This is a genomic window from Deinococcus apachensis DSM 19763 (assembly GCF_000381345.1).
Taxonomy (GTDB): Bacteria; Deinococcota; Deinococci; order Deinococcales; family Deinococcaceae; genus Deinococcus; species Deinococcus apachensis.
In genome coordinates this window covers 38,635-63,943 of record NZ_KB906407.1, presented here as the reverse complement: position 1 = coordinate 63,943, position 25,309 = coordinate 38,635, and the positions used below count along the sequence as shown (strand labels likewise).

30 protein-coding genes are annotated in these 25,309 nt (G+C 69.4%); 12 read left to right on the top strand and 18 right to left on the bottom strand.

Annotated elements, in window-relative coordinates; all coding sequences use genetic code 11:
• Positions 1-166 precede the first annotated feature (166 nt).
• Positions 167-1,516 carry a S41 family peptidase gene (locus F784_RS0114380; RefSeq protein ID WP_019587428.1) on the top strand — a complete coding sequence of 450 codons (1,350 nt, stop codon included), beginning with the start codon at positions 167-169 and terminating at the stop codon, positions 1,514-1,516.
• Positions 1,517-1,637: 121 nt separating this feature from the next.
• Here F784_RS0114380 and F784_RS0114375 read toward each other — a convergent pair whose 3' ends face one another.
• Positions 1,638-2,030, bottom strand: coding sequence for a hypothetical protein (locus F784_RS0114375; protein ID WP_019587427.1), 393 nt, complete (start codon positions 2,028-2,030; stop codon positions 1,638-1,640).
• A gap of 266 nt (positions 2,031-2,296) precedes the next feature.
• Here F784_RS0114375 and F784_RS0114370 point away from each other — a divergent pair, with 266 nt between their 5' ends.
• Complete coding sequence (locus tag F784_RS0114370; protein ID WP_019587426.1) at positions 2,297-2,845, top strand: DUF4142 domain-containing protein; 549 nt, start codon at positions 2,297-2,299, stop codon at positions 2,843-2,845.
• A 71-nt stretch (positions 2,846-2,916) separates the two neighbouring features.
• Here the strand turns inward: F784_RS0114370 and F784_RS23225 are convergent, their stop codons facing one another.
• Both F784_RS23225 and F784_RS0114360 read right to left on the bottom strand, forming a co-directional pair.
• On the bottom strand, positions 2,917-4,131 hold the full coding sequence (locus F784_RS23225; protein WP_040383250.1) for an MFS transporter: 1,215 nt from the start codon (positions 4,129-4,131) through the stop codon (positions 2,917-2,919).
• 466 nt (positions 4,132-4,597) lie between these two features.
• Positions 4,598-6,796, bottom strand: coding sequence for an APC family permease (locus tag F784_RS0114360; protein ID WP_019587424.1), 2,199 nt, complete (start codon positions 6,794-6,796; stop codon positions 4,598-4,600).
• Between the two features lie 84 nt (positions 6,797-6,880).
• On the opposite strand from F784_RS0114360, the gene F784_RS0114355 reads away from it, so the two are divergent.
• On the top strand, positions 6,881-7,783 hold the full coding sequence (locus F784_RS0114355) for an MBL fold metallo-hydrolase (protein ID WP_019587423.1): 903 nt from the start codon (positions 6,881-6,883) through the stop codon (positions 7,781-7,783).
• A 92-nt stretch (positions 7,784-7,875) separates the two neighbouring features.
• Here F784_RS0114355 and F784_RS23220 read toward each other — a convergent pair whose 3' ends face one another.
• Positions 7,876-8,334, bottom strand: coding sequence for a DUF6328 family protein (locus F784_RS23220; RefSeq protein ID WP_019587422.1), 459 nt, complete (start codon positions 8,332-8,334; stop codon positions 7,876-7,878).
• A gap of 85 nt (positions 8,335-8,419) precedes the next feature.
• Between F784_RS23220 and F784_RS0114345 the strand changes: the two genes are divergently transcribed.
• Positions 8,420-9,193: a Dps family protein gene (locus F784_RS0114345; RefSeq protein WP_019587421.1), complete on the top strand. Its 774-nt coding sequence runs from the start codon at positions 8,420-8,422 to the stop codon at positions 9,191-9,193.
• Between the two features lie 59 nt (positions 9,194-9,252).
• Positions 9,253-9,744, top strand: a complete 492-nt coding sequence (locus tag F784_RS0114340) for a DUF4385 domain-containing protein (RefSeq protein ID WP_019587420.1) — start codon at positions 9,253-9,255, stop codon at positions 9,742-9,744.
• 85 nt (positions 9,745-9,829) lie between these two features.
• On the opposite strand, the gene F784_RS0114335 is transcribed toward F784_RS0114340, so the two are convergent.
• Together F784_RS0114335 and F784_RS0114330 are read right to left on the bottom strand one after the other, a co-directional pair.
• Entirely contained in the window at positions 9,830-10,420 is a 591-nt protein-coding gene (locus F784_RS0114335) for a molybdenum cofactor guanylyltransferase (protein ID WP_019587419.1), read from the bottom strand.
• 3 nt (positions 10,421-10,423) lie between these two features.
• Positions 10,424-11,845: an aldehyde dehydrogenase family protein gene (locus tag F784_RS0114330; protein WP_019587418.1), complete on the bottom strand. Its 1,422-nt coding sequence runs from the start codon at positions 11,843-11,845 to the stop codon at positions 10,424-10,426.
• A gap of 205 nt (positions 11,846-12,050) precedes the next feature.
• Between F784_RS0114330 and F784_RS0114325 the strand changes: the two genes are divergently transcribed.
• From F784_RS0114325 to coaD, 3 genes are all read left to right on the top strand, one after another.
• Positions 12,051-12,494 (top strand): hypothetical protein, encoded by a 444-nt coding sequence (locus F784_RS0114325; RefSeq protein WP_019587417.1) that lies wholly within the window; start codon positions 12,051-12,053, stop codon positions 12,492-12,494.
• A gap of 67 nt (positions 12,495-12,561) precedes the next feature.
• Positions 12,562-13,113 carry an RsmD family RNA methyltransferase gene (locus F784_RS0114320; protein WP_019587416.1) on the top strand — a complete coding sequence of 184 codons (552 nt, stop codon included), beginning with the start codon at positions 12,562-12,564 and terminating at the stop codon, positions 13,111-13,113.
• Entirely contained in the window at positions 13,110-13,619 is a 510-nt protein-coding gene (gene coaD, locus F784_RS0114315) for a pantetheine-phosphate adenylyltransferase (protein WP_019587415.1), read from the top strand. The genes F784_RS0114320 and coaD overlap by 4 nt, the downstream gene beginning before the upstream one ends.
• A gap of 244 nt (positions 13,620-13,863) precedes the next feature.
• On the opposite strand, the gene metK is transcribed toward coaD, so the two are convergent.
• The 6 genes from metK to F784_RS0114275 form a co-directional block, all read right to left on the bottom strand.
• Positions 13,864-15,153, bottom strand: coding sequence for a methionine adenosyltransferase (metK, locus tag F784_RS0114305; RefSeq protein ID WP_019587413.1), 1,290 nt, complete (start codon positions 15,151-15,153; stop codon positions 13,864-13,866).
• Positions 15,154-15,416: 263 nt separating this feature from the next.
• Positions 15,417-15,881, bottom strand: coding sequence for a GNAT family N-acetyltransferase (locus tag F784_RS0114300; protein WP_019587412.1), 465 nt, complete (start codon positions 15,879-15,881; stop codon positions 15,417-15,419).
• A 133-nt stretch (positions 15,882-16,014) separates the two neighbouring features.
• Positions 16,015-16,254, bottom strand: coding sequence for a DUF981 family protein (locus tag F784_RS27600; protein ID WP_026332486.1), 240 nt, complete (start codon positions 16,252-16,254; stop codon positions 16,015-16,017).
• Positions 16,255-16,256: 2 nt separating this feature from the next.
• Positions 16,257-16,646 (bottom strand): DUF981 family protein, encoded by a 390-nt coding sequence (locus F784_RS27595; protein WP_211211904.1) that lies wholly within the window; start codon positions 16,644-16,646, stop codon positions 16,257-16,259.
• 145 nt (positions 16,647-16,791) lie between these two features.
• A complete protein-coding gene (locus F784_RS0114280) occupies positions 16,792-17,262 on the bottom strand; it encodes a DUF3809 domain-containing protein (protein ID WP_019587411.1) in 471 nt (156 codons plus the stop codon).
• A 145-nt stretch (positions 17,263-17,407) separates the two neighbouring features.
• Positions 17,408-17,677 carry a DUF3248 domain-containing protein gene (locus F784_RS0114275; RefSeq protein ID WP_019587410.1) on the bottom strand — a complete coding sequence of 90 codons (270 nt, stop codon included), beginning with the start codon at positions 17,675-17,677 and terminating at the stop codon, positions 17,408-17,410.
• Positions 17,678-17,722: 45 nt separating this feature from the next.
• Here F784_RS0114275 and F784_RS0114270 point away from each other — a divergent pair, with 45 nt between their 5' ends.
• Complete coding sequence (locus F784_RS0114270; protein ID WP_019587409.1) at positions 17,723-17,989, top strand: hypothetical protein; 267 nt, start codon at positions 17,723-17,725, stop codon at positions 17,987-17,989.
• Positions 17,990-17,993: 4 nt separating this feature from the next.
• Here the strand turns inward: F784_RS0114270 and F784_RS0114265 are convergent, their stop codons facing one another.
• A complete protein-coding gene (locus F784_RS0114265) occupies positions 17,994-18,200 on the bottom strand; it encodes a hypothetical protein (protein ID WP_019587408.1) in 207 nt (68 codons plus the stop codon).
• 10 nt (positions 18,201-18,210) lie between these two features.
• On the bottom strand, positions 18,211-19,107 hold the full coding sequence (gene rocF / locus F784_RS0114260; RefSeq protein ID WP_019587407.1) for an arginase: 897 nt from the start codon (positions 19,105-19,107) through the stop codon (positions 18,211-18,213).
• 266 nt (positions 19,108-19,373) lie between these two features.
• On the opposite strand from rocF, the gene F784_RS0114255 reads away from it, so the two are divergent.
• Positions 19,374-20,012, top strand: a complete 639-nt coding sequence (locus F784_RS0114255) for a metallophosphoesterase family protein (protein ID WP_051086986.1) — start codon at positions 19,374-19,376, stop codon at positions 20,010-20,012.
• Positions 20,013-20,273: 261 nt separating this feature from the next.
• Entirely contained in the window at positions 20,274-20,687 is a 414-nt protein-coding gene (locus F784_RS0114250; RefSeq protein WP_040383258.1) for a pyrophosphohydrolase domain-containing protein, read from the top strand.
• Between the two features lie 55 nt (positions 20,688-20,742).
• Here the strand turns inward: F784_RS0114250 and F784_RS0114245 are convergent, their stop codons facing one another.
• The 3 genes from F784_RS0114245 to F784_RS0114235 are packed head-to-tail and all read right to left on the bottom strand — an operon-like array spanning position 20,743 to position 22,617.
• Positions 20,743-21,294 carry a single-stranded DNA-binding protein gene (locus tag F784_RS0114245; protein WP_026332484.1) on the bottom strand — a complete coding sequence of 184 codons (552 nt, stop codon included), beginning with the start codon at positions 21,292-21,294 and terminating at the stop codon, positions 20,743-20,745.
• 40 nt (positions 21,295-21,334) lie between these two features.
• A complete protein-coding gene (gene paaI, locus F784_RS0114240; protein ID WP_026332483.1) occupies positions 21,335-21,712 on the bottom strand; it encodes a hydroxyphenylacetyl-CoA thioesterase PaaI in 378 nt (125 codons plus the stop codon).
• Between the two features lie 53 nt (positions 21,713-21,765).
• On the bottom strand, positions 21,766-22,617 hold the full coding sequence (locus F784_RS0114235) for a MerR family transcriptional regulator (RefSeq protein ID WP_019587402.1): 852 nt from the start codon (positions 22,615-22,617) through the stop codon (positions 21,766-21,768).
• Between the two features lie 104 nt (positions 22,618-22,721).
• Here F784_RS0114235 and F784_RS0114230 point away from each other — a divergent pair, with 104 nt between their 5' ends.
• On the top strand, positions 22,722-23,777 hold the full coding sequence (locus tag F784_RS0114230; protein ID WP_019587401.1) for a M42 family metallopeptidase: 1,056 nt from the start codon (positions 22,722-22,724) through the stop codon (positions 23,775-23,777).
• Here the strand turns inward: F784_RS0114230 and F784_RS0114225 are convergent.
• Entirely contained in the window at positions 23,774-25,294 is a 1,521-nt protein-coding gene (locus F784_RS0114225; RefSeq protein ID WP_019587400.1) for a carboxypeptidase M32, read from the bottom strand. The genes F784_RS0114230 and F784_RS0114225 overlap by 4 nt on opposite strands.
• Positions 25,295-25,309: the final 15 nt, after the last annotated feature.

The window sequence follows — 25,309 nt, the reverse complement described above, 5'->3', positions numbered from 1 at the left end:
GCCCTCAGCTCACGTTGGAAGACGACTGCGAATTCCGCGCAGAAGCCTCCCGAATCCTGAAGCTTTCCCAAATTCCTACCCCCCAGTTCTCACCCCCTTTTTGTGACTCCTGTGGGATTCGCGCCCCACCAAGTTCCCATCTGTTCCCAGCAGAATAGGGGGACCCATGAACGCCACCCCGCGCCGCGTCCCGGCCCTTCGCCCGTCGGCCCAACGTGTGTCCGCCCTGCTCGCCGCCACCGCCCTGCTCACGTCCGGGCTGTTCGGACCCGGTACTCTCGCGCAGACGGAGGCGCCCCCCGCACAGGTGGTCCCCTCGCCCGCGCAGGCGATCTACGACGAGGTGAACCTGCTGCTGCAGGGCGAGTACGGCGGCCTGTCCACGGTGGACCGTCCGGCCCTGACCCGCGAGTACCAGGGGCGGCTGGACACGGCGTGCGCTCCGGAGCCTACGACCTGCCCCGCCGAAAAGGCCTACCCGGTGCTGGAGGCCGAGATCACGGCGCTGGGCGACGAACACAGCTTCTTCCAGACGCCCGAGGACTTCCAGGATTTCGTGGCGAGCGCCACGGGCGGCAACCGGCGGCAGTTCGGGGTGAAGCTGGCGAAGCTCGACGGCGAGAGCCGGGTCGTGCTGGAGGTCGTGCCCCAGAGCGCCGCCGAGGAGGCGGGGTTGAGCCGCGGTGACCTGCTCGTCAGCCTAGACGGCAAGCCCTACACCTACGAGGCGCTGCGGCAGGCCCGGGTGGACGGGCGGACGATCTCGCTGGGGCTGGAACGGGCAGGGCAGCCGGTCACGGTCAACCTGACCTCACGCGACAGCAGCACCCGCGACCTGCCGCGGCTGAGCTTCGCGGGGGCGCAGAACAACGTGGCGGTGCTGCGAATCCCCACCTTCCTGGCGGGGGGCGGGGTGGCGCAGAAGGTCCACGACCTCGTCGCCGAGGCACGGTCCCGCGGGGCGCAGGGCATGATCGTGGATCTGCGCGGCAACACGGGGGGCAGCCTGGCCGAGTGTGACAGCTCGGTGGGCGCCTTTGTCCCCTCCTTCGTGCGGGTGGCCCGCGGCCCGGAGGGCGACTCCCGGACGCTCGTCAGCCGGGGCGCCCGGGTGGAGGACGGGCGCAACGCCGGGGGCGTGCGGAACCCGCAGCTCTGGACCGGACCGCTTTCGGTGCTGGTGGATGAGGGCAGCGCCTCGTGCAGCGAGTTCTTCGCCTACGAGGTGCAGTACGCCGGGCGCGGCCCGATCATCGGGGAGACGACGGCGGGCGTGGGCAACACCGCGACGCGCATCTTCCCGGTCGGCCAGGACGCCGCGCTGCAACTCACCATCCTGCACTACGCCAAGCCTGACGGCACCCCCTACCCGGTGCGCGTGACGCCCAACCAGCTCCGCGACCAGACTGATGAGGACCTGCGGCTCCTCACCCGCGGGCAGGACACCCTGCTCAACCTCGGCGTGCAGGCGCTCGCCGCCGCCCCCACGATCACCCAGGACCGCAGACTGCCCTGAGGTCGGCCGGGGGCTGGGGTCAAATGGAACTCTCCGGTTGAACCGAGCCGGGGAGTTCTTTATGGGTGGGAGCAGGGATGGCCCGTGCCTGTCCTCGTGCGGGCACACGTGGGGAACCCGGTTACAGCCGCCCTGGGCGCCGCCCCGTCAGCCAGCCCAGCAGGAGGCCCAGCGCGGCGGGCAGCGTGAACAGCAGCAGGAAGCCCGCCGCGTCGCTGTCCCCGATCATGTTTCCCAGCGGGCGGCCCAGCAGGGCGTTCACCGGGCTGCCCAGCCAGGCCAGGACGGTCCAGAACCAGCCCCCCAGGCCGCGCGCCTCGGCCACGTTCTCCAGCCAGCGCACGCCCAGCAGGCCCAGCGTCTGCAAGGCCAGCGCGGGGAGCAGCACCAGCACGGCCCGCGGCCCCCGTTCGGCCCGGCCAGCCAGAAAGCCCAGCCCCAGCGGTCCCACCACCGGCACCCAGCCCACCACCAGCGCGACGAGCAGCAGCATGAAGACGTTGATCCAGACCATAAGCAAAGTGTAGCGGGTAGGGATGAGCGGCCCTGATTCATTTTAGTGCAACATTGTGGGAATTCTTCAACTTCTCTGGAGATGAGCTACAAAGCTACGACCTGTTTTATAGAGGCCCACGCTGCTGTGAGGTTAAACTCAGTTCTTCTTAAGGACACTGCCACGATGAAAAGCCGACTCTTGCCCACACTGAATTTCGAGGCGAACGTCTGTTTCTTGTCACGGTCCTCTTGCCGTTCGTCATCCGCCCTGCCCGGAGGCTTTTTATGCTGAGACGACCCGCGGTGTTCCTTGTTCCCCTCGTTCTCGCCTCGTGCGCGCCGTCCATGCTGGCACCGAATGCCAGCACGGTGGACGGCCTGTTCCTGCAAGCGAACACCGGCAGCAACCTGTTCGAAATCCAGACCTCGCAGGTGGTGCTGGGCAAGTCGAGCAATGCGGCGGTGCGCGCCTACGCCGAGCGCATGATCAACGAACACACGACGGCGCAGAATCAGGTCAATGCCCTGGCCGCCGCCCGCCGGGTGCCGCTGCCCAAGGTGCTGCCGCCGGAACTCCAGATCAAGGTGAACACCCTGAGCACCCTGAGCGGCGCGGCCCTCGACAGGGCCTACCTCAACGAGCAGGTGGTGGGCCACCAGGCCACTCTCAGTGTCCTGCTCAACGAGCAGACGGCCGGGCAGGACGCGGCGGTCGTGGCCCTCGCCGCCCAACTCCAGCCCATCGTCGCCGATCACCTGGCGCAGGCGCAGGCGCTGGGCGGGACCGCCCCCTCTCCTTCCGCTCCGGCCATGCCCATGCCCTCCTCGCCCTGATCTGGGCCCCCGGCCCGGTCACCGAGTCGCTCCACACTCCGGAGGTGTGGGGCGTTTTCCCTGGTATCGGGTCAAGCCTGTGCCCGCTCCACCTGCTCGCGGGTGGGCACTTCTTTCAGCGCCCAGCGCAGGCCCAGCGCGGTGAGCACGCCCACCCCCATCAGAGTCAGCCAGGGGAGCAGCGGCACCCCCAGCCGCGCCCCCAGATCGATCAGCACCCCGCCCACCAGGTTGCCCACCGCGCCCCCCAGCCCCAGGCTGATTGCCGAGAAGCCGAAGTAGCTGCCGGTCAGCCCGGGCGGGGCCAGCCGGGCGGTCAGCGTCTGCTGGGTGGGGTACACAAGCATGGTGCCCAGGCTGTACAGGGCCACGCAGGCGAGCAGTTGCCCGAAGGTGACCGCGAGTCCCATCAGGCCCAGGCTCAGGCCGACGGTGAGCACGGCGGCGACCAGCGCCACCCGCGTCCGCACCCGCCGCTCCACGAAGCGCAGCAGGGGGTATTGCAGCACGACCGCGAGCCCCGCCGACAGCCCGTACAGCGGCCCCGTCGCCCCCGGCCCCGCCAGGGCGACCGCCTTGAGGGTGACCGCCACGTTGAGCTGCGTGCTGAGCAGGAAATACCCCACGAGCACCAGGGTGAAGCGCCGGAAGCGGCGGTCCAGGGCAGCCGTCCTCAGCCCGGCGAGGCCGCTCGCCGCCCGCTCGGGGCGGATGTGCGGCAGGGTCAGGGCCAGCACCGCGCAGGCGAGCAGGTACACGCTGCCCGCCGCGACCGCCGCCGTGCGGAAGCCCAGGCCGATGAGCCATGCGCCGATCAGCGGGCCGGTCACCATGCCCAGGTTCCCCGAGATGGAGGTCAGGCTGAACATCCGCGTGCGGTGTTCCGGGGTGGTCACGGTGGTGATCGCCGCGTTCTTGGGGGCGTCGAACAGGCCGCCCCCGATTCCGGCGAGCACGGACGCGGCGAGCAGCACGGGCAGCGTGTCCGCGAAGCCCATCCAGGTAAAGCCCAGCGTGCGGATCAGGCACCCGGCCAGGATCAGCGGCTTGGCGCCGATGCGGTCCGCCCACGCGCCGCCGAATACCGTCAGGCCCTGCTGGGTCAGTTGCCGCACCCCCAGCACCAGCCCCACGCTCGCCGCCGCCCACCCCAGCCCGTCCACGAAATGCACCGTCACCAGCGGGATGACTGCGAAGAAGCCACCCCACATGAGGAAGTTCGCCGCAATCAGGCCGAGCTGGGCTCCTGAAAGACGAAAGGGAGGGGCAGCCGCGGAAGGAGTCACGGGGCAGAGGGTACACCCGGCGGGGGCGGGAGTGAGACCGTGAGAGGAGGCTGACTCTCTATAGTGGACGGGCTCTGCTGGCTGCGCTGGACAACAAATGGGGTAGGTCGGAGGTCACCACTCTAGAGAGGGGCGATCCCCGTGGGCCGCAGACACATGGGGGTCGCCGAAAGGTGGGTGACGCACAAGAAGCACACCAGCGATCGAACAGCGGAGCAAGCCAAGGTTCAACGTCGAATGAACAGTCTGGCGACCTGAACGGCGGTTGTCACCACTCTCGCGGTCCTGTTCACCGCTCCCGCAAAGTTGATTCGTACTCCGGTCAAGCTCATGACCTGAGCCTCTGGGCGCCTGCCCAGCGCGTCACCGTGCCTGACTGGACGTCCCCGCCGCGGGGTGGGGTTTTTGTCTGAAAAGAAGTGGAGGGGCCAGCAAGTCACGCTGGCTCCCCTTCTGCGTCCCAGCCCTACCCGCCGACATGCACGACCGGCCGCCGGGCCTGATCCTGCTCGGCCACACGCAGGATTTCGTGGGTCAGCGGCGGGATGTCGCCCTCGCCCGCGAGCAGGAAGCGCAGGGCGTTCCCGGCGGGGCCCTTCTCGCTCCATTCGAAGTACACGTGGGGGGGCACGCCGGTCAGGTCGCGCACATGCAGCAGCACGGCGGCGATGGTGTTGGGCACGCTGTTCCCGCGGGCGCGCAGGATGGCGTGGCGGCCCACCCGGACGCCGGTCACCGTCACGGTGTCGCTGAAATTGCTGGGGTCGGTGACCTCCACCTCCAGGAAGAGGGCGGGTTCGCCCTGGGGGAGGTGGGTGTCCAGCCGGACCTCCAGCTCCTTGAGGCGGTACTCGGTGGTATCCCCGGCGTTGAGGCGGTTGGCGATAAAGCGCACGGGGAGGCCACGTTGGCGGGTCTCCTGCATCAGGCGCTCGGCCTCCCCGTCGAAGACGACCTGCTGCACGCGCAACTCGGTCGAGCGGCTCACCCGCGAGGCCACGCTGATCGCCAGGATCGCCGCGACGAACAGCAGGGCGATGTACAGACCCTCCGGGCGCCCCAGGATGGTGACGCTGATGGTGTAGATGAAGATCAGGCTGACCAGGCCGAAGAAGACGGAGGTGCCGCGGTGCCCCCGCCGCACCTCGGTGAGGAACACCGCGATGGCCGCCGAGGTCATCAGGGCCAGCACGCCCGTCGCGTACGCTCCGCCCTGCGCGTCCACGCTCGCCCGGAACAGGATTGTGACCAGGAAACAGATGCCGGTGAAGATCACCACCAGGGGCCGGGTGGCCCGCGCCCATTCGGGGGCCATGCCGTAGCGGGGCAGGTAGCGCGGCACGATGTTCAGCAGGCCCGCCATCGCCGAGGCCCCCGCGAACCACAGGATCAGGATGGTCGAGAGGTCGTACAGGCTGCCGAAGCCCTCGCCGAAGGTGCGGTGCGCGAGGTACGCCAGGGCGCGCCCGTTCGCCTCCCCAGCGGGTTTGGTGACCGTGACGCTGTCCGCCCCGGAGCCGGGCACCGGGGTGACCGTCACCGTGAGCGGCACAGTGGTGCCCCCCGCAGGCACCGAGACGGTGAAGGTGCCGATGCGCCCGGGGGGCAGTTGCAGGGTGTGGACCACCCGCGGGTTGGCGGGATTGTCGAGGGGAACGTTCAGGATGGCGCGGCCCGCCGCGAGGTCGGCGGCATTGACGTTGTGGCTGTACGTGATGCCGGGCCAGAACGCCGCGCTGGGCGTGAGCAGCGTGCTCACCACCGAAGAACTCAGCAGCAGCACGCTCATGATGGTGGCGGCGGTCGTCAGCAGTCGCCGGGCGTTGCGGATGCGGCCCAGGGGCCGTTCGGGCGAGTCACCCGCTTCACCGCGCACCAGCGGCATCACGACCACCCCGGTCTCGAAGCCGCTCATGCCCAGCGCCAGCCGGGGAAACACCAGCAGCGCGGCCCCGATCAGCGCCAGTGGCGAGAGGTAGGTCTGCCGCAGGCCCGTCCACCAGTCCCCGACCAGGCCGGGGTGCGTCACTACCTCCAGCAGCCCACGCCCGATCAGGACCACGTTCAAGCCCAGGTACAACGCGACCAGCGCGACCGCAATCCCGATGGCCTCCTTGAAGCCCTTGAGAAACACCGCGCCCAGCAGCGCGATCAGTCCCAGCGTGATGAGGACCTCCTGGCCGTCCAGGGCCACCTTGAGCAGCGGGTTCTCGGTGACGTGCGCCGCCGCGTCCGCCGCCGACAGGGTGATGGTGATAACAAAGCCCGTGGCGACAAAGCCCAGCAGGGCCAGCACGAGCAGCTTGCTGGGCCAGTAGGCGAGCAGCCGTTCGAGCATGCTCAGCGAGCCGTCCCCGTGGGGGCTCTCGTAGGCGACCCGGCGGTACATGGGCAGGGCGCAGAAGAGGGTCACGAGCACGAGCACCAGCGTCGCCACCGGGGAGAGCGCGCCCGCCGCGAGAAAGGCGATGCCGGGTGCGTATCCCAGGCTGGAGAAGTAGTCCACGCCGGTCAGGCACATGACCTGCCACCACGGGTGCTTGTGCTGCTGCGCCCTGGCCGCCGCCTCGTCCTCGTAAAAGCCCTCGCGCTCCGGGGGGTCGGTCTCCAGAAACCAGCGGGTAAAGGCGCTGCGGGGCCGCGCGGAGTGCGCCGAAGAGGGCATTCGCGTAGGCTACTCCAGTCCCCCAGGCGCGTCCATGTCGGCGGCCTGGCCGGGCTTGCAGGGCTGTTTATTTATCCTGTCCCCATGACCTCCCCGCTTCAGACCCTGGCGCCCAGCGTCCACTTCCTGCCCGGCGCCGTGAATAGCGTGGTGCTGGAGGATGCACAAGGCGGCGCGCTGCTGGTGGACACCGGCCTCGACGACAGCCACGCGCGCAAGCTGCTGCGGGCGCTGGAAGGGATGAGACTGACCCCCACCGCCATCCTGAACACCCACAGCCACGCGGACCACCATGGCGGGAACGCCTTCCTGCTGAAGCGTTTGCCAGGGCTGGAGGTCTATGCCCCACCCCTGGAGGCGGCGATCATTGGAGAGCCGATCCTCGAACCCCTTTCCCTCTTCGGGGCGCGGCCCCCGCGTGACCTCCAGACGAAGTTTCTGCTCGCGCCCGCCAGCCCGGCGCGGCCCCTGCCGGACCTCGGCGTGGTGCGCCTCGGCGGGGTGGAAGTCGAGTTGCTGGACGTGGCGGGACATGCGATGCAGATGGTGGCCGTTCGTGTCGGGGCCGTGCTCTACGCCGCCGACGCCTTCTTCGGCCCGGACGCTCTCAGCAAGCATCCCCTGACCTTCTGCGCGGACTCCCGGCTCCAGAAGGAGGCCGCCGCGCGGCTGGGAACACTGACGGGCGTGCGCCTTGTGCTGCCCGGCCACGGCGGACCCACGGAGGACCTCGCGGGGCTGGTGGCGGCCAACCTCGTCGCCTACGAGCGGACGACCCGGGCCGTGCTGGAGGCGGTGCGGGCGGGGGCGGCCCCGGTGGACGAACTGCTCGCCCGGGTGTGCACCGCCCTGGGCGTGGAGATGACGAACGCGGGGGCGGTGGTCCTCAACCGCGCGGTCGTGAGCGCCCACCTCACCGAGTTGCAGGAGGTGGGGGCGGTGGAGTTGAGGGTGGAGGGGAACCGATTGACCTTCGCAGGCCTCTAGGGCAAGACTCAAAAGGTTGTCACCCTGAGCAAGGCGAAGGGGCTGGAGATGCTTCGCGTTCGCTCAGCACGACAAGGTTTCCGCGCCCCGCCTTAACGTTCGCGCCCCCCGTACTCCCGGTACTCGTGCCAGAGGGGGACGGCCCACCACACCCACAGCAGCAGCAGGGCGATGCCACCCGGCGCGATCCAGCCGAACGCGCCGGGCAGCACGTGGCTCGCCACCAGCCGGGTCGCCAGCACCAGCGTCAGGGACATGAAGACGGCCCCGGCCCGGACCAGCCGGGTGACCGTCGCCTTGAACTGCCGCGGGTGGTGCAGCGGGCGGCGCAGGTAGTGGTGCAGGGCCGGGGCGCTCAGCAGCAGCAGGCTGATCAGCGAGCAGAGGAAGGTGGCCGCGTACACCCAGCGCTCGGAGGCCAGGATGTCGCGGAAATTGGTGTTGAACGGCAGGATGATCAGGAAGCTGGTGAGGACCTGTGCGCCCTGGAGCAGGATACGCAGCTCACCCAGCAGGGCTGACAGCCTGTCCGTCTCGGGCGGGTCGGTCATGGGAAGGTCAGCATAGCCAGCCCCGGTGGGCTGCGTGAAGAAACCCCCTATGGGCCTCTCCGGGCGGGCAGCGTAGCGTGAATCCATGACACGAGCGAGCAAGGCGACCAAGTCGGGCAGCACGGGCAAGACGGAGAGCGCGGGCAAGACGGGGACCCGGACCTCGCGCGGCAGGACCAAGGCGGCGCAGGAGGCCACGCCCCAGGAGAGCGCGGTACAGGAAGACGCCGTGCTGGCAAGCGGCGTGCAGGATCAGGCGGGCCAGGACCAGACGGTTCAAGATCAGGCCGTGCCCGAGGAGGGCGCCCAGGGGGTCGAGGCCCAGGGCGAGGCCAAGGCCGACGCCGCGCATCTGAACACGGTGAACAACCGCTTGGTGGACCACGGCTACCTCACCGAGGAGGAGTTCGGTACCGTCAGCGAGACGCTGCAACGCAACCTCGCCACCACGATCAGCCTCTACCTGAAGTTCAAGAAGTACCACTGGGACATCCGGGGCCGCTTCTTCCGCGACCTGCACCTCGCCTACGACGAGTTCATAGAGGAAATCTTCGACGGCATCGACGAGCAGGCCGAGCGCTTGGTGGCGCTGGGGGGCAGCCCGGTCGCGGCGCCGAGCGACCTCGAACGCTTCAGCCTCGTGCAGGTGCCCACCGAGACCGTCCGCGACGCCCGCACCCAGGTCGCCGACCTCGTGCAGGACCTCACCCGCGTTGCGCGCGGCTACCGCGACGACTCCAAGACGGTGGACGACGCCAACGACCCCGCCACCGCCGACCTGTACAACGGCTACGCCGCCACCATCGACAAGATTCGCTGGATGCTCCAGGCGATGATGGACGACGACCGCATGAACTGAGGGTCACGCGGGACAGAGGGGCTGCCAGGCTGTTCCCGGCAGCCTTTCTTTAAGGACTCATGCCCCAATTCGACTATTCCCTCGACTACGCCCACCTCGACCTGCGCGCTCACCCCGAACTGTACCGGGTGGGCGTGGGCGAGCAGGGCGTCCTCCTCGTGCAGCCGTACAAGTCCGAACTCCTGCCGCACTGGCGCTTCGCCACCCCCGACCTCGCCCGCCAGAGCAGCGAGACGATCTACCGGATGTTCCTGGAATACCTGGAGGCCGGGGACTTCGTGGGCGCCGATATGGCCCGCAAGTTCCTCCAGATGGGCTACACCCGCTCGCGGCGCTATGCCAACCATAAAGGTGGCAAGAAATACGACGGCCCCGTCCCCGACGATAAAAAAGGCCGCAGCGGCGCCCACGGCCGTCCCCAACTCCCCCGCTCCCCCGAGGACCCGGTGAAGGCCGAGTCCGCCCGCCTCTTCAAGGCGAAGTGGGACGAGGCGGAGGCCAACGAGGAATACGCCCGACTCAAGAAGGAGCATAAGGCGCGGTGCGGGTAGGGGTTGCAAGATCGGGCTGCATAATTTGACTTTCCCTGCATCCCACGCTATCTTCTTTTTATCACCGCCCAGAGAGGCGGCTTTTTTATTGCCCTTCCGCCAGCGCCGCGAGGTCGGCGGGAGTATTGACGTTCCGCAGGGCCTGGGGGCTGACTGCCCGGATGAGTGAGTGCGGTACGGTGACCGTGAGGGCTGGAGGGGCGGCGGCCCGCATCCGACGTTCCCCACCGTCCAGAAGCCGGGCCACCTGCTCCAGCAGATCGGTGTGGTACAGGGCGGCGAGGGGCTGCGGCCTTCCCTCGGCGTCCAGGGCGAGAACGGCGCGGGCCCCGGGGGTGCGGGCCTGCCCCAGCACCTCCCAGTACGCGGGGGTCAGGCGGGGCATATCCACCCCGGCGAAGGCGACCCAACCCGGCCCCCGTCCAATCTGTGCGGCATTCAGGGCCGCCTCCAGAGCCGCGAGGGGACCCTCACCCGGGCGGATGTCAGGCACTCTCACCCAGCCGGGCAACGTGTAACGCCCGGGTGGCGCGACGAGCAGGCGCAGGGGGCAAGATTCCAGGCTGGCGGCGACGTGTTCGAGCAGCGTCCGCCCCTCCAGCCGCGCCGCCGCCTTGTCGGTGCCGAAGCGGCTGGAGCGGCCCCCCGCCGTGATCGCTCCCACCACGCCCCGCACGGGTCAGCGCTCCAACTGGCGCTGCGCCCAGGCGACGAGGCGGGGGACGGCCCGGCCGTAGGGGGGATACAGCAGGCGGACAGTGCTGCGTTTCCCCTCATGCATCACCGCCCGCTCGTGGCTGAAGGTGCGGAAGCCGTACTCCCCGTGGTAGCGGCCCGTCCCGCTCGCCCCCACCCCACCGAAGGGCAGGTGCGGGTTGACCAGATGCACCACCGTGCCGTTCACGACCAGGCCGCCGCTCGTCGTCTCGCGCTCCACCCGGGTGAGCGCGTCCCCGTCCTCCAGGAAGGCGTACAGCGCGAGCGGCGGGTCGAGGCGGCGGATCAGGGCGAGCGCCTCGCCGAAGTCTCGGTACGTCAGCACCGGGAGGACCGGGCCGAAGAGTTCTTCCTGCAGCAGGGGCATGTCCGGTGTCACGTCCGTCACCACCGTGGGCGAGATGAAGCGTGTGGAGGGATCGAACTCGCCACCCAGCACAATCCGCGCCCCTGCCGCCACGCTCTCCCGGGTGAGGCGTTCCAGCCGTTCCACGCTGCGCCCGTCCACCAGGCGGCCGTACTCCGGGCCGCTTCGCAGCCGCCCCCCCGTCCCGAAGCGGCGCGCGACGACCTCCACCATCCGCGCCACAAGCGGGTCCCGCAGTTCCTCGGGCACGAGGACGTAATCCGGTGCCACGCAGGTTTGCCCGGCGTTCAGGAACTTGCCCCAGGCGAGCCGCTCCCCCGTCAGGGCGAGGTCGGCGCTCTGATGCACGAGGGCCGGGCTCTTTCCGCCGAGTTCCAGCGTGACTCCCGTGAGGTTGGGTGCCGCGGCGGCGAGCACCCGGCGCCCGACCTCGCCGCTCCCGGTGAAGAAGATGTGGTCGAAGGGCAGCGTGGTGAGGGCCTGTGCCACCCCCGCGTCCCCCTCGACGACCGCGACCAGGTGGGGCTCGAACACCTCCTCCAGCAGGAGGCGCAGGGCGCGGGCCGTCGCCGGGGCCTTCTCACTCGGCTTCAGAATCACCGTGTTGCCCGCCGCCAGGCTGGCGATCAGCGGCACGAGCGCGAGGTTCACCGGGTAGTTCCAGGGGCTGAGAATCAGCGTGACGCCGCGCGCCTGGAACTGCACCTCGCTGCGGGTGCCGACCAGGGTGGCGGGTGTGGGTACCGGGCGGGGGGCCATCCAGCGCGGCAGGTGCCGAAGGGCGTGCCCCAGCTCCTCCACCGTGGGATGGAGTTCCATGATCTCCGCCTCCGCACGGCTCTTGCCCAGGTCGAGCGCGAGGGCGTCGGCCAGCCGCACCCGGTGCCGCCCGATACCCGCCCGCAGGTGGCGCAGGATCGTCCGCCGCTCCTCGGCATTCGTCCCCGCGGCCCGCCAGCGCCAGCCCCGCTGCGCGTCGAAGAGGGCCTGAAGTTCGGGGAGGACGGGCTGTGTCATGAAAACCTCCGGGGATTGTGGGGTGTGGGGTCAGGCTATCCCACCGCACAGGCATATGGGGTCTGCCGAGGTTCGGGGACCGGTGAGCCCTCCCCGAACTTTTATCTTGTCCTGAGATTGCGCGCCCGCAAACACTGTCGAGCTTGCGGGGAGGGTCAAACTACCAGAGGTCACATTTGAACCCGTTTTCACCCCGGAGGTTCCTATGAAGAAGCTCTTCGCGTTCGCCCTGCCCCTCGTCCTCGCCTCCTGCACGATGACCCTGTCCGGCAGCCCCTACACCCTCGGCAAGCAGCCCGCCGCCGGGGACCTCAACCCCACCGGAACGGTGATGGGCAAGCGCTACGGCACGGTGATCATGACGGAGGCTCAGGTTATGGGCCTGAAGCCCAACCAGTACTACGTGGCGCACTACCACCTCCAGGGCACGGCGAGCCCCAACCCCTGTGAGAGCGGCGGAGCGCCCATCATGAGCAGCAAGATCGTGGGACAGACGGACGCGAACGGCATGCTGACCCTGATGGGCAGCGCGCCCCAGGCCGACGTGATGAACGCCACCTACTTCAACATCCACACCGCCAGCGACGCGGCGGGCACCCCGGCCGACCCGGGCGTGGCCTGCACGGCAGTGCAGATGCCGAAGATGTAACGTCCGCTCCCGCGCCCGCGCCCCGGTCCACTGCCGACCGGGGCGCGCGTGCGTTACCCTGCCTCCCGTGAGCGTTCGAATCCTGGGCGGCAGCGCGAAGGGCCGCGCCCTGAAAGTCCCCGCGAGCGCCCGGCCGAGTGGTGCCCGCCTCCGCAAAAGCCTCTTTGACCTGCTCGCCTCCCGGGCGCCGTCCGGTACCTTTCTCGATCTGCACGGGGGGAGCGGCGCCGTAGGCCTGGAGGCGGCCAGCCGGGGCTATCAAGTGACCCTCATTGAGAAGAACGCGGGGGCCGTCCGAGCCCTGGAGGAGAACGCCCGCCTCCTCGGCCTCCCCGTCCGCATCCTGCGCGGCGACGCCCTGGGCCTGCTGCCCCGCCTGGGCCAGTTCGACGTGGTGTTCAGCGACCCGCCATACGTGCAGGACATTCCCAGATTGACGGCGACGCTGCTCGCGTCCGGGGTGGTGGCCCCCGGCGGCCTGCTCGTCTGCCAGCATCCCGACAAGACGCAGTTGCCCGAGGTACCCGGCTACGAGCGCGAGGAACGGGTGTACGGCAGCAACACCCTCACCCTGTACCTCCGGGAGGGTGCGGCGCGGGATAACATCGGTCCCGCATGAACGCCGTCTTTCCCGGCTCCTTCGATCCCATCACCAGCGGCCACATGGACGTGCTGACGCGCGCCTCGCGCATCTTCGACCACGTGACCGTCACCGTGATGCACAACGCCCGCAAGCAGGGCAAGCACCTCTTCACGCTGGAGGAGCGCCTGGACATCCTGCGGGGGGCGACCGCGCATCTGCCGAACGTCGGCGTGGACTCTTTTGGCGGCCTGCTCGTGGACTACATGCGCCAGCAGAAAGAGAGCATCATCGTGCGCGGCCTGCGCGCCGTGTCCGACTACGAGTACGAACTCCAGATCGCCCACCTCAACCGTCAGATCGGCGAGGTGGAGACCGTGTTCATCATGGCCGCGACCCGCTGGAGCTTCGTCAGCTCCACGATGGTCCGCGAGATCGCCAGCTACGGCGGCGACATCTCGGAAATGGTCCCCCGGGCCAGCGCGGCGGCCCTGCGGCGCAAGTTCGCCGAGGTGTACGAGCGGCGGGCGGCGCAGAACGGGTAGGGGGCTGGAGCCGTGTGGTGGGCGGGACTGCCTGGTGGGGAGGTAAGGTCGCGCGGTACGGTGAGAGCCTCCTTCTCTTAACTCCAGAGCGGTGAAGTGGGGGGGGAAGTCCCGAAGAGCAGCAATTCGGGCCGCCTCTTTGAGGCAGGCGACATGGCCTTCTTGCCGCTCATCGAGTTCCCGTAAAGCGGAAGGAGGAGGCCGGGCACGCTCCCCCGCCTCCTCCCTCCCATGGTTCCTGCGCTCAGGCTTCCTGCTTCAGCCCCTCGGCAGCTACCCGCAGCGCCTCCGCCTGGTCGGTCGCCTCCCAGGGGAACTCGTCGCGGCCGAAGTGCCCGTAGGCGGCGGTTCGTGCGTAGATGGGCCGCAACAGGTCAAGCTGCGCGATGATCGCCTGGGGCCGGGCGTCGAAATGCTCGCGCACGAGTTCGGCCAGCCGCTCGTCGCTCACAGTGCCCGTGCCGTAGGTGTCCACCCGCAGGCTGACGGGATGTGCCCGCCCGATGGCGTAGGCGACCTCCACCAGCGCCCGCCGCGCCAGCCCCGCCGCGACGATGTTCTTGGCGATGTAGCGGGCGTAGTAGGCGGCCGAGCGGTCCACCTTCGTGGGGTCCTTGCCGGAAAAGGCGCCGCCACCGTGGGGTACGGCCCCGCCGTAGGTGTCCACGATGATCTTGCGCCCGGTCAGGCCGGTGTCGCCGTGCGGGCCGCCAATCACGAACTTGCCGCTGGGGTTGATGAAGAACTTCGTGTCGGGCGTGAGCAGTTCCGCCGGGATCACCGCGCCGATCACGTGTTCGATCATGTCCCGGCGGATGCGGTCCTGGCCCACGTCCTCGCTGTGCTGGGTGCTGATGACCACGGTGTCCACGGCCGTCTCGGTTGCCTCGTGCGGCTCACCATTGCGGACAACCGTGACCTGGGCCTTGGCGTCGGGACGCAGGTAGGCGAAGGCGAGGGCCTTTTCCTGCTCGGGGGTCAGCGTCTCGCCGCGCGCCCGGCGCTCCCGGGCCTCGCTGGCCGCCTTGCGAAGCTCGGCCAGTCGGCGTGTCAGCCTGTGCGCCAGGCTGATGGGCAGCGGCATCAGTTCCGGCGTCTCGTCGGTCGCGTAGCCGAACATCAGGCCCTGGTCACCCGCGCCGATGCGGCTGTGGGCGTTCTCGGGCCGGGCGCGCTCCTCCTCGGTCATGGCGCGCCACTCCTCGGAGAAATTCACGCCCCCGGCGATCTCGGGCGACTGCTCGTGGATGGCGACCAGCACGGCGCTGTATTCAGCGTCGAAGCCGTAGTTGGCGCGGGTGTAGCCCACCTTCATCACGGCGTCACGCACGGTTTTCTGCACGTCCACCCGCGCGCTGTGCGCGGTCACCTCACCCGCCACGACCGCCATGCCGGTGGTCAGCAGGGTCTCGACCGCCACCCGGCTGCTGGGCTCCTGGCGCAGAAATTCGTCGAGGATGCTGTCCGAGATGAAATCCGCCAGCTTGTCCGGGTGGCCTTCCGATACCGACTCCGACGTGTAAAACTTCTGCATGTTCGCTCCTGTGCGCGCGGGGAGGCGTCTCGCAGAACGGCCTGGAGAGGGATGTCGCCCCGGTCCCCGCACGGCCCACCTCGGCGGAGGTGGCACCGGGGCAGCGTAACGCACCGGCCCGCCCCGGGAAAAGGACAAAGGGCAGGGATGAGGAGGGGCCGCGTTGAGGTGACGCGGCGAAGCCTATCGGCCCGAACGTCGATGCTCTGGAACTGGCCTCAGCCCCGCCTCCCCGATTCAGGATCAGGCGTGGACGTGCGGGATTACCCTTCCAGCGGCAATTCGTAGCACAGGCTGTTCTCGATCCCCACGTAGTAGCCGTAGTTGGGAATGCGCCGGAAGCCCGCCGACTCGTAGAGGTGGACAGCCTCCGCCTGCAAGTCCCCGGTTTCCAGAACCAGCCGCCTGAACCCCATGAATTGCCCCCGCTCGATCAGGCCGTTCAAGATTTGGCGACCCAGACCACGGCCACGCGCCTCCGGGATCGTGTACATGCGCTTGACCTCCGCCGTGTCCGGCTCTATGCGCTTGAGCGCCCCGCAGGCCAGCAGTCTCCCGTCCTCCTCGACGGCCAGGAGCGCGCTGCCCTCGCCGGAGAGGATGGCCGGGTCGAAGGGCTCGGTGCGCTCGTCGGTGTCCTGGTAGAGCGCCCGCAACTCGCGCTGCTGGGCGTTCATCAGGTCAATTACGCGCCGGTCGGTGGGGGAGAGGTTGAGCAGGGTGGGCATGGGGCACGCTAACACGGCGTTCTGGAGTTCCCGCCGAAACGGCACTACTTCGGCATCGTATTGACGATCAGGCCGATGTGGGTGAAGTAGTTCAGGGCGCCGAACAGCAGCAGGGCGAGGCCAGCGAGGGCCATCACGCCCCCAGCACGGTGGGAAGCCGGGTGGACCGCGTGCGGCCCTGCGTCTGACGAACCGCCAGCGGAAAGAGCAGGGCGGCCACCCCGACCAGGGTAAACAGCCCGGACATGAAGATCGCCTCCACCCAGGGGTAGGCGGCGAAGCGCCCCGAGATGGGTTCCTGGGGTGGCGCCGCGAACAGACGATTCGTGGTGCCCGCAGCGGCGATGCCGATCAGGCCCAAGCCGAGCCCCACGATCAGGAACTCCAGGGGCTGGGCGGCGTGGAGACTTCCGCCATCAGGTCGGGGCTTTCGCGCAGGTGTTCGGCCCGCCGCCACAGGTAGAACGCGACCCCCAGCAGCAGGACGCCGAAGGCCAGCGAGGGCTCGCCGAAGATGATGTTGTCGAAGGGAAAATACTTGGCAAAAGGCCAGGTCAGCGTCATGTGCGCGCCCGTGAGGGTCAGGATGAAGCCCAGCACGCCGAAGTTGGGCGCCCAGGCCCTGGGGTAGAACATCTGCCTGAGCCCAGGCTGTCGCCCCAACGCCATCATGGAGAGGAGTGCCGCCCCCGCCGCCACCAACATGATGGTGTTGCACGTGGGCAGCTGCGTCCAATCGATTACCAACCCGCCCGATGCTGCCATAAGCCCTCCTCGCGGGTGAGCCCACGCCCGGGCGGAAGGGCTCCGGGGGTGGGTGTGCCTGCCCCCTTCTTCACCCGGGTTGGGGAAGAGAGTGGGGTTTCCCCAGCGGAGGTTCAGAGTAGCGGGGTGCTGGCTCCGGTGGCCCTCAGGTCCTCATCGCCTCCCAGATTCCGGCGGGGAGTTCGCCCGCGACGCGCTCCAGCGTGCGTCCGGCCGCGGCCCGGACCATCTTCTCGAAGGCCGCGCCGCCCCAGCCCTCGGCGGGGGGGGTGGTCAGGTGGGCGCGGAAGTGGAAGTGGAAGGTGACGCTGCCCATGTCGTCCACCTCCGCCTGCCCCGCCACCTCGACCCAGGCGCGCTCACCCGTGACCGGCTGCGGGGTGAGGGTCGCGCCCCCCGGCGTCACCGTCAGCAGACTGCGAAAGGGGAGGTCCACCTCGCCCAGCACGGGGACGGGGACGATCAGTTCGCCGGTTACCTCCTGGCGGTTAGCTTTCAACCCGCGTAGAAAGCGCACGCGCGCCAGGGCGACACCTGCGTCCCGCACGAACGCGAGCGCGGCCTCCTGCCCGACCGGGTGCGCGAGGGTGAAGGATTGGTGCGCCTCGATCAGCACGCGGGGATCACCGCGGTGGCTGGGTGGAGTGCGGGTTTTCCCTGCACCCCACCCGGCCCGAGCGGGACGAGCATCCGCCTGGAGAGCGGCCACAGTGGGGTTGATGGGACAAACCGCGTTCCATCAGCAAAAGGGAGGACCGCGATCAGTCCACCCACTCGATCACCAGGCGGTTTTCACTGAGCGCGGCCTGAATCTCGGCGTCGTTCGCGCTGCGCAGCCGTGGCAGGAACGCGAAACGCGGGGTGGCCGAGGCGTAGCCCAGCCGCACGACCACGTCGTCACTCAGCTCGTCCTTGCCGACGCGCCACACCAGCCCCGCGCCCAGCGCCTCCAGTTGCCGGGCGAGGTCCGGGGGCAGGTCGGGGGCGGCGCCATCCGGGGCAGCGCCATCAGGGGACGAAGGGCCAGTCATGCGGGTCATTGTACGTGGGGCGCCGGGGGGAGTAGAACCGGGGGCATGACTCCCCCCTCCCTCTCCTGGCGAGCCCTGGAAACCCGCGTGGGCCTGGACGCCCTGCCCAGCTTCCACCGCGCCTTTCTGGCCTGGCGCGGGGTGGAGGGCGCGGGCGAGATGCCGCTGCGCCGGGTCGGCCAGCGCGTCGAGGCCGAACTTAACCGGCTGGTGCAGGGCGGGCAGGCCCGGCGGCAGGGGGAGGACTGGCTGCTCTCGCCCGGCGCGCTCGACGGCTTCGGGGCGGCGCGGCCGTACCTGGAAGGCCTCTAACGAATCAGGGCCGGTCTTCCGGCGGCACCTCGACCACCTCGTAGAGCCACTGCCCGTCGGTAGCGATCCGGGCCGCCTCGTCCGCTTCCTGCGGGGTGGAGAAGACCCGGCGCCCCCCCGCGTCGTCCTCCAGCCAGTGGGGCTCGTCCAATACGGCGTCCTGGCCCTGGGCGTCCTTGTGTACGTATTGAAGGCGGACTGCGTAGGGCATGGGTCTAAAGCTACAGAATGCGCTGGCCCAACAGGCTGGCGGCCATCCCCACCATCACCTCGGCGGTCTGGTTGCGGGTGTCGAGCACGGGGTTCACCTCCACGATGTCCAGGCTGGTCGCCCGCCCCGACTCCGAGAGCAGTTCCATCAGCAGGTGCCCCTCGCGGTACGTCAGGCCACCGGGAACGGGAGTGCCGACCCCGGGAGCGACGGAGGGGTCCAGCGCGTCGGCGTCGAAGGACACGTGCAGCCGCCGCACGTCCGAGAGCCGTTCCAGCGTCTCCTCGGTGATGCGGGTGATGCCGAGCTGGTCCACATCCTTCATGGTGTAGGCCTTGATCCCGACCTCGCGTAGCAGTTCGCGCTCGGAGGCGTCCACGCTGCGGATGCCGATCATCACGATGTCCTCCGGACGCAGGATCTGGCCCCCACCCAGTCCCGCCAGGCTGGGGTCCCCCAGGCCGGTGAGGTGGGCGACGGGCATCCCGTGGATGTTGCCGCTGGGGCTGGTCTCGGGCGTGTTGTAGTCGGTGTGGGCGTCCACCCAGATCAATCCGGTGCGCTCACCCGTCCCGCCGCGCAGCATGTTGCCCGTCACCGTGCCCATGCTCACCGAGTGGTCCCCGCCCAGCGTGATCGGAAACACGTCGTCCGGCAGGGCTGCGACGCGCTCGGCTGTCACGCGGCAGGCCTCCAGGATGGGGTCCAGAAAGACCAGTCCCGCCGACGCGTGCTTGTCCAGCGTCTCGGGGAGGGCGACAGGCACGTCCCCCAGGTCGCAGACCGTGTGTCCCAGCCCGCGCAGCTTGCTCGCCAGATGCGCGTTGCGGAGGGCCGACGGCCCCATGTCCACGCCCCGGCGCCCCGCGCCCAGGTCCATCGGAATGCCCAGAATATTCACGTTCATGACTTCCAGGGTAGGGTGGGGAAGGGGCTATGCCTCACGGCTGCAACATTATTTTTCGCCGTGGCGTTTCCACGGTGGGCGGGCCCTCGGGCGGTGAATAGTCATGCTGATGTTGCCGGATGGGTGGGGAGGCACGGGTGGTCTTTCTTCACGCTTCACCCCCTACCGCCCCCGGCCCGGCGGAGCTAGACTTATCAGATCGCTTCACCGCCTGGAAGGGTCCGCGCCCCGCGCCGTCCAGACCGACCGGCGCGTCCCCCGTCCCCATGTCCGAACCCGTCCCCACCCACCCATCCGGCCCGCGGCGGCTGTTGCTGGTCGCGGACTATGTCCACCCCTTCATCTACCGCGAGGGCTTTCCGCGGGGGCTGCCGGAGGTGGACCTCGTGCTCGCAGCGGGTGACCTGCCGGGCTCCTACCTGGAGTTCCTGGCGAGCAAGCTCCCGGTGCCCGTCGTGTACGTGCGTGGCAACCACGCGAACGAGGACGTGAGCGAGGGGGAGAAGCGGGTGCCGCCCCGCGGCGTAATCGCGGCCCACGGCCGGATCGTGACCGCGGCGGGGCTCAGGATCGCGGGCTGGGGCGGCGTGCCGCGCTACAGCGAGAAGGGGCCCGGCCAGTACACCGAGGCGCAGGCCCGCTGGGGCCTCAGGTGGCTGGCCTGGCGGGCGCGCGGCGGTGTGGACGTGCTCCTGACCCATGCGCCGCCCCTTGGTCCGCACGCGGGCGCCGACTACGCCCACCGTGGCTGCGCGGCGATCACCGACTTCATGATCGGCCGCCACCCGCGCCTGGTCGTCCACGGCCACATCCACGAGTACGAGGGCCGCAAGCCCGACTACATCGACCCCGTCAGCGGCGCCGAGGTCATCAACGCCTACGGTTACCGAGTGGTGGAACTGTAGGAAAAGCTGGATTTCTTCGCCCAGTACGCCATTTTCCTTAAGGCCGAGTAGCCCTTCGGCACACGTGGTCCTGGCCGACAGGCGGCATACTGCGCCCTGGCCCTGAGGGGCCGGAGGGAGACGCCCACCTCCTACCAAACGGGCGCGCGAGCGGGCCGGAAGTAGGCCGCGAGCAGGTTCGAGTCCTGTCACCCGCATCCCCCAAAACGGCAGAAGGGAGCCCCCAATCGGCTCCCTTTTTCCTTGCTCTACCATCCGGGCATGACCCTGCCCCACAGCAACGCCGCCCGCCTGCGTGAATTTCACCGCGCCGTGGGCCTGACCTCGCCCGAGCGCCCCACTGTCCCCGCCCCCAGCCTCCTGACCCTGCGCCGCACCCTGATCCGGGAGGAGGTGGGGGAGGTGGAGCAGGAATGGGACCATCTGGAGGGGCGGCTACGGGCGGGCGAGGCTGTGGCACCCGCCGACCTCGCGCTGCTCGCCCACGAGCTCGCCGATCTGCTGTACGTCACCTACGGCGCTCTGGACGCCCTGGGCATTGACGCCAACGCGGTCTTCGCCGAGGTTCATCGCGCCAACATGGCAAAGCTCGGCGGCCCCAGACGCGAAGACGGCAAGCAGCTCAAGCCCGAGGGCTGGCAGCCTGCCGACGTGCGGGGGGCGATGGGGTTGTAGGGCGTGGGCAGTAGGTTGTAGGAGGATTTTTCCTACAACCTACTGCCCACAAGCTTTAGAACGGCGTTTCCTCTTCCGCGACCGCGACGGGAGCGGATCGGGTAGCGGGAGCGGGCTGGGGCCGGGCCTGTGCGGGGCGTGCGGCGGCACTCGTCTGGGCCGCCGGGCGGCTTCCCCCCGGAATGGCGTAACGCTCCTGGCGCTTGCCGCCGCGGAAAATGGCAAGGGTCACGTACTCGAACTCGCCGTCGGCCTTCTCGCGCACGTGGTCGGGGTCGGTGTTCTTGGCGCCCCGGCTGTACTTGACTGCGGCGGGCAGCTTCATCTTGCGGCTGTCCACAGCCTCCAGCTCACGGCGGCGGTAGGCGTGGCCCTTGTGCAGGATCATGTCCTCGCCCTCGGGGTTGGTCCACTTACGCGCGCCGATCAGGGTCCAGTCGAAGTCGGGCTCGTTCTCCAGCGGGAACTGGTAGCCGCCCACGGGAATGTCGCCGCTCGTCCAGCCCAGGCGGCCGTACTGGCGTTGTACGTCGAGCAGCTTGTCCGCGCTCTCCACGTCCACCGTGACGCGCGCCCCCAGGTCGGTGATGAATTCGATATGCAGCATCATGCCTCCTTACGTAAATAACATAACATAGATTGGAGGCTCAGGGTGGGGTGGAGGTCTCCTTCTCCCGCCGCGACACCGTCCCCGAAAACAGCGCCAGCACTTCCCCCTCCTCGCCCCGGCGGACCTCGACCCGGTAGGTTGCCAGGGTGCGTCCCACCCGCTCGGGGGTGGCGACCGCGACTAGCCGGTCCCCCTCCCGCGCTGGCCGGAAGAAACTGAGGTGCGTTTCCACGGCCACCGCCTGCGCCTCCAGGTTGCTGATGACCGCGAAGGCCTCGTCCGCCAGGCTGAAGAGCAGGCCGCCGTGCGCCGTGCCGTGCATGTTCAGGCCGCCCCGGGTCACAGTCAGGGTGACGCAGGTTCGCCCCGGCGTGGTCTCCAGCACCCGCATACCCAGAGTGTCGGCGTAGCTCATGGCGGCAGCGTAGCGCCCCCAGCCGGGGGAGGCCGGGGGCAGGGGAGCGAGGTTCAGCCCCGCGGGACGAACGGGTAGGCCACGTCGCCCGCCAGGTCGTGGTCCTCCAGGCTGTCCCAGGGCACCGGGTACATCGGGTACACCTCGCGGGGGTGCAGTTCCCCCGAGCTTCCACGATTCCGGGCGTACTCGAACACGGCGTCGTAGGCGCGCAGGATGTCCGGGAACACGAACTGGGCCTTGGTCAGGGTCACGTAGGCCTCCTGGTGGGCGGGTTCCTCGCGCACGGTTACGTCCTCGGGCACGGTCAGCGTCCCGCTTAAGGGCACGCAGACCTCGACCGGGCCGTCGCTGTCTGCGTTGACCTGTCCGTGGAAGATCACCAGGCCCGCGCCCGCCGCCTGCACCCCCGCCAGGGTGTACAGCCGGTCAAAGGCCCCCTTGATGAAGCCTTCCAGGTCGGCCACGTACAGCCGCCGGGAGAGGGTCGCCACCCGCTGGGCGGGCACGAAACGGTCCTGAACGTCGTAGGTCATGGTCATCTCGGTCTCTCCTTGCAGTTTCTCGATGAGGTACTGGGCCAGGCCGCGCCGCTGCCCGTGCGCCCGCTCAAGCTGCCCCCAGCACTGGGTCAGGCGTGCGGCCCGTTCCGGAGCCGGGGCGTCCAGCAGGGCTCTGATCTCACTCAGCGGAAGGTCGAGTTGCCGCAGCAGGCCGATCAGTTGCGCGGCCGCGAGCTGGCCGGGGTCGTAGTAGCGGTAGCCGGTCGAGGGGTCCACCCGGGCAGGCGGGAGCAGGCCCAGGTTGTCGTACAGCCGCAGGGCCTTGAGGCTCAGGCGTGAGGCGCGCGCGAACGCGCCGCTGGTGAGGCTGGTTGGCGTGTCCACCGTGCTCTTGTCGGTCATGCTGCGGTCACCCCCGGAGGCTGTTCCTATAGGTAGGGGCAGTGTGAGCTCTGCCCCAGGGGCAGGGTCAAGAGCAGGCTTGCGCCCCTGGCTATCATGCCCCCATGACCGTTTCCCCCGCCCGCCCGGTGTTCGACCTGCCGTACACCACGGACCTCCTCCTGCGCCTGCTGAACACGCCCAGCCCCACCGGCTTCACCGACGCCGCCGTGCGGCTGCTGGAGGCGGAACTGGACGCGCTCGGCGTGCCGCACCGCCGCAGCAAGAAGGGCGCGCTGACCTGGGAGGTCGCGGGAACGGCGGGGGCGTCTCACACCACCTTCAGCGGCCACGTGGACACCCTGGGCGCGATGGTCAAGGAGGTCAAGGAGTGTGGGCGGCTGCGGCTGGCGATGCTCGGTGGGTATGACTGGGCGACGGTCGAGGGCGAGTACGTGCGGATTCACCTTCAGAACGGGGCGGTCATGACCGGGACCATCGTGAACACGCGTCAGAGTACCCATGTCCACGGGGCCGCCCTGCGTGACCTCAAACGCGAGCAGGCGGTGATGGAGGTCCGGCTGGACGCCCGCACCTCATCCGACGCCGAGACGCGGGCCCTCGGGATCGAGGTGGGCGACTTCGTGAGCCTCGACCCGCGTGCGGAGCTGACGGACGCGGGGTACATCAAGAGCCGCCACCTCGACAACAAGGCGGCCGTCGCCGTATTTCTGGGCGTGACCCGCGCCCTGCTGGAACAGGCCCCCACCCACACCGTCGCCTTCCACGTCACCACCTACGAGGAGGTCGGGCACGGGGCCGCGACCGGGATTCCCGCCCACACCGATGAACTCGTCGCGGTGGACATGGCCGCCGTGGGCGAGGGGCAGACGAGCAGCGAGCATCACGTCACCCTCTGCGTGGCCGACAGCGGCGGGCCGTACGACCACGCCTTGGGCAACCGGATGCGCGCGGCGGCGCGGCGGGCGGGGCTGGACCTGAAGGTGGACCTCTACCCCTACTACTCCAGCGACGGCACCGCCGCGTGGCGGGCAGGGGGCGATTACCCGGTGGCACTGATCGGCCCCGGCGTGGACGCCAGCCACGCCTACGAGCGCACGCACACGGACGCGCTGCGGGCGACCGCCGAGCTGATGCTCGCGCACGTGCGGGCCGTTTAGTCGAGCGTCACCCCATACAGCGCCGCGTACTTCTCCCGCAGGTACGTCAGGTACGGCTCGACCGTCATGGGCTGCCCGGTCGCGCGCTCGACGAGTGCGTTGGGGGTGTACAGGCGGCCCGGCGCGTACACGTTCTCCCGCAGCCAGCCGTGCAGCCGGGTGAAGTCGGCGCGGGCGATGTCACCTTCCAGCCCCGGGTTGGCCCGCTCGGCGGCGGCGTAGAACTGGGCGCTGAGCACGTTGCCCAGGGTGTAGCCCTGGAACATTCCCCCGATACGCCCGAAGTACCAGTGGACATCCTGCAACACGCCGTTCACATCGCTGGGTGCGCGCAGCCCCAGATTCCCCTCGTAGGCCGCGTGCCAGGCGTCGGCGAGGTCACGGACGGCCAGGCGGCCCGAGAGCAGCTCGCGCTCCAGCTCGAAGCGGGTGATGACGTGCAAGTTGTACGTCAGTTCGTCGGCGTCCGTGCGGATCAGCGAGCGGGCGACGGTGTTGACGGCGCGGTGCATCTCGTCTTCCGTCACGTCGGCGAGCTGTTCGGGAAAGGCGTCCCGGAACCTGCCGAAGTAAGCCGCCCAGAAGGCCCGGCTGCGCCCGACGAGGTTTTCCCACAGCCGCGACTGGCTCTCGTGGACGCCCGCGCTGACGCCGCCGCCCAGCGGGGTACCCAGGAATTCCTCCGCCACCCCCTGCTCGTACATCGCGTGCCCGGACTCGTGCAGGGTGGAGTACAGCGCCTCGCCCAGGTCGTCCTCCTTCACCCGGGTGGTGATCCGCAGGTCGTGCTCGCCCAGCCGGGTCATGAAGGGGTGGTGCGTCAGGTCCTGCCGCCCGCGGGTGAAGTCGTACCCGTAGTCGCGGATCACGGCCTCCCCGAAGGCCAGTTGCTCGTGCCCCGGGTAGTGCCGGTGCAGGAAGTCGGTGCGGGGCGGCTTTGCTTCGGTGACGGCCTCCACCATCGGCACGAGCGCCGCGCGCAGGGCCGCGAACACCTCCCCGACCTGCGCGGCGGTCATGCCCTCGTCCGACTGGTCAATGAAGTAGTCCATCGGGTCCGCGAACTCCGGGAAGTAGCTCGCCGACTGGAGGCTGAGGTCCAGCGTCCTTTCCAGGTACGGCACCATCCGCGCGAAATCGTTGGCCGGGCGGGCCTGGGTCCACGCCGCGTAGCTCTCGCCCGTGTGGCGGCTGAACTCGGCGACGAATTCGGCGGGGAAGCGGGTCGCCTCCTCGAAGTTCTTGCGGGCCACCGCGAGCGTGCGGGCCTGCGCGGGTGAAAGGTCGTCGCGTTCCGCCAGGCTGTCCAGAACTCGCCCGTAGGCCGGATCGGTCGCCCGCTCGTGGCGCAGCCGGGAGAGGAGGGCCTGCTGCCGTGCCCGACCCGCCGCCGCCCCCGCCGGGAGGTACGTGCTCTGGTCCCAGCCGAGCAGCGAGCCGATCCCGCCCAGGTCGGCGAGTTCCTGAAAGCGGGTCTGGAGGTCGGTCCAGGCCGTGTCCGTATTCGTCTGAGTCACGGAGGCAGCCTACCC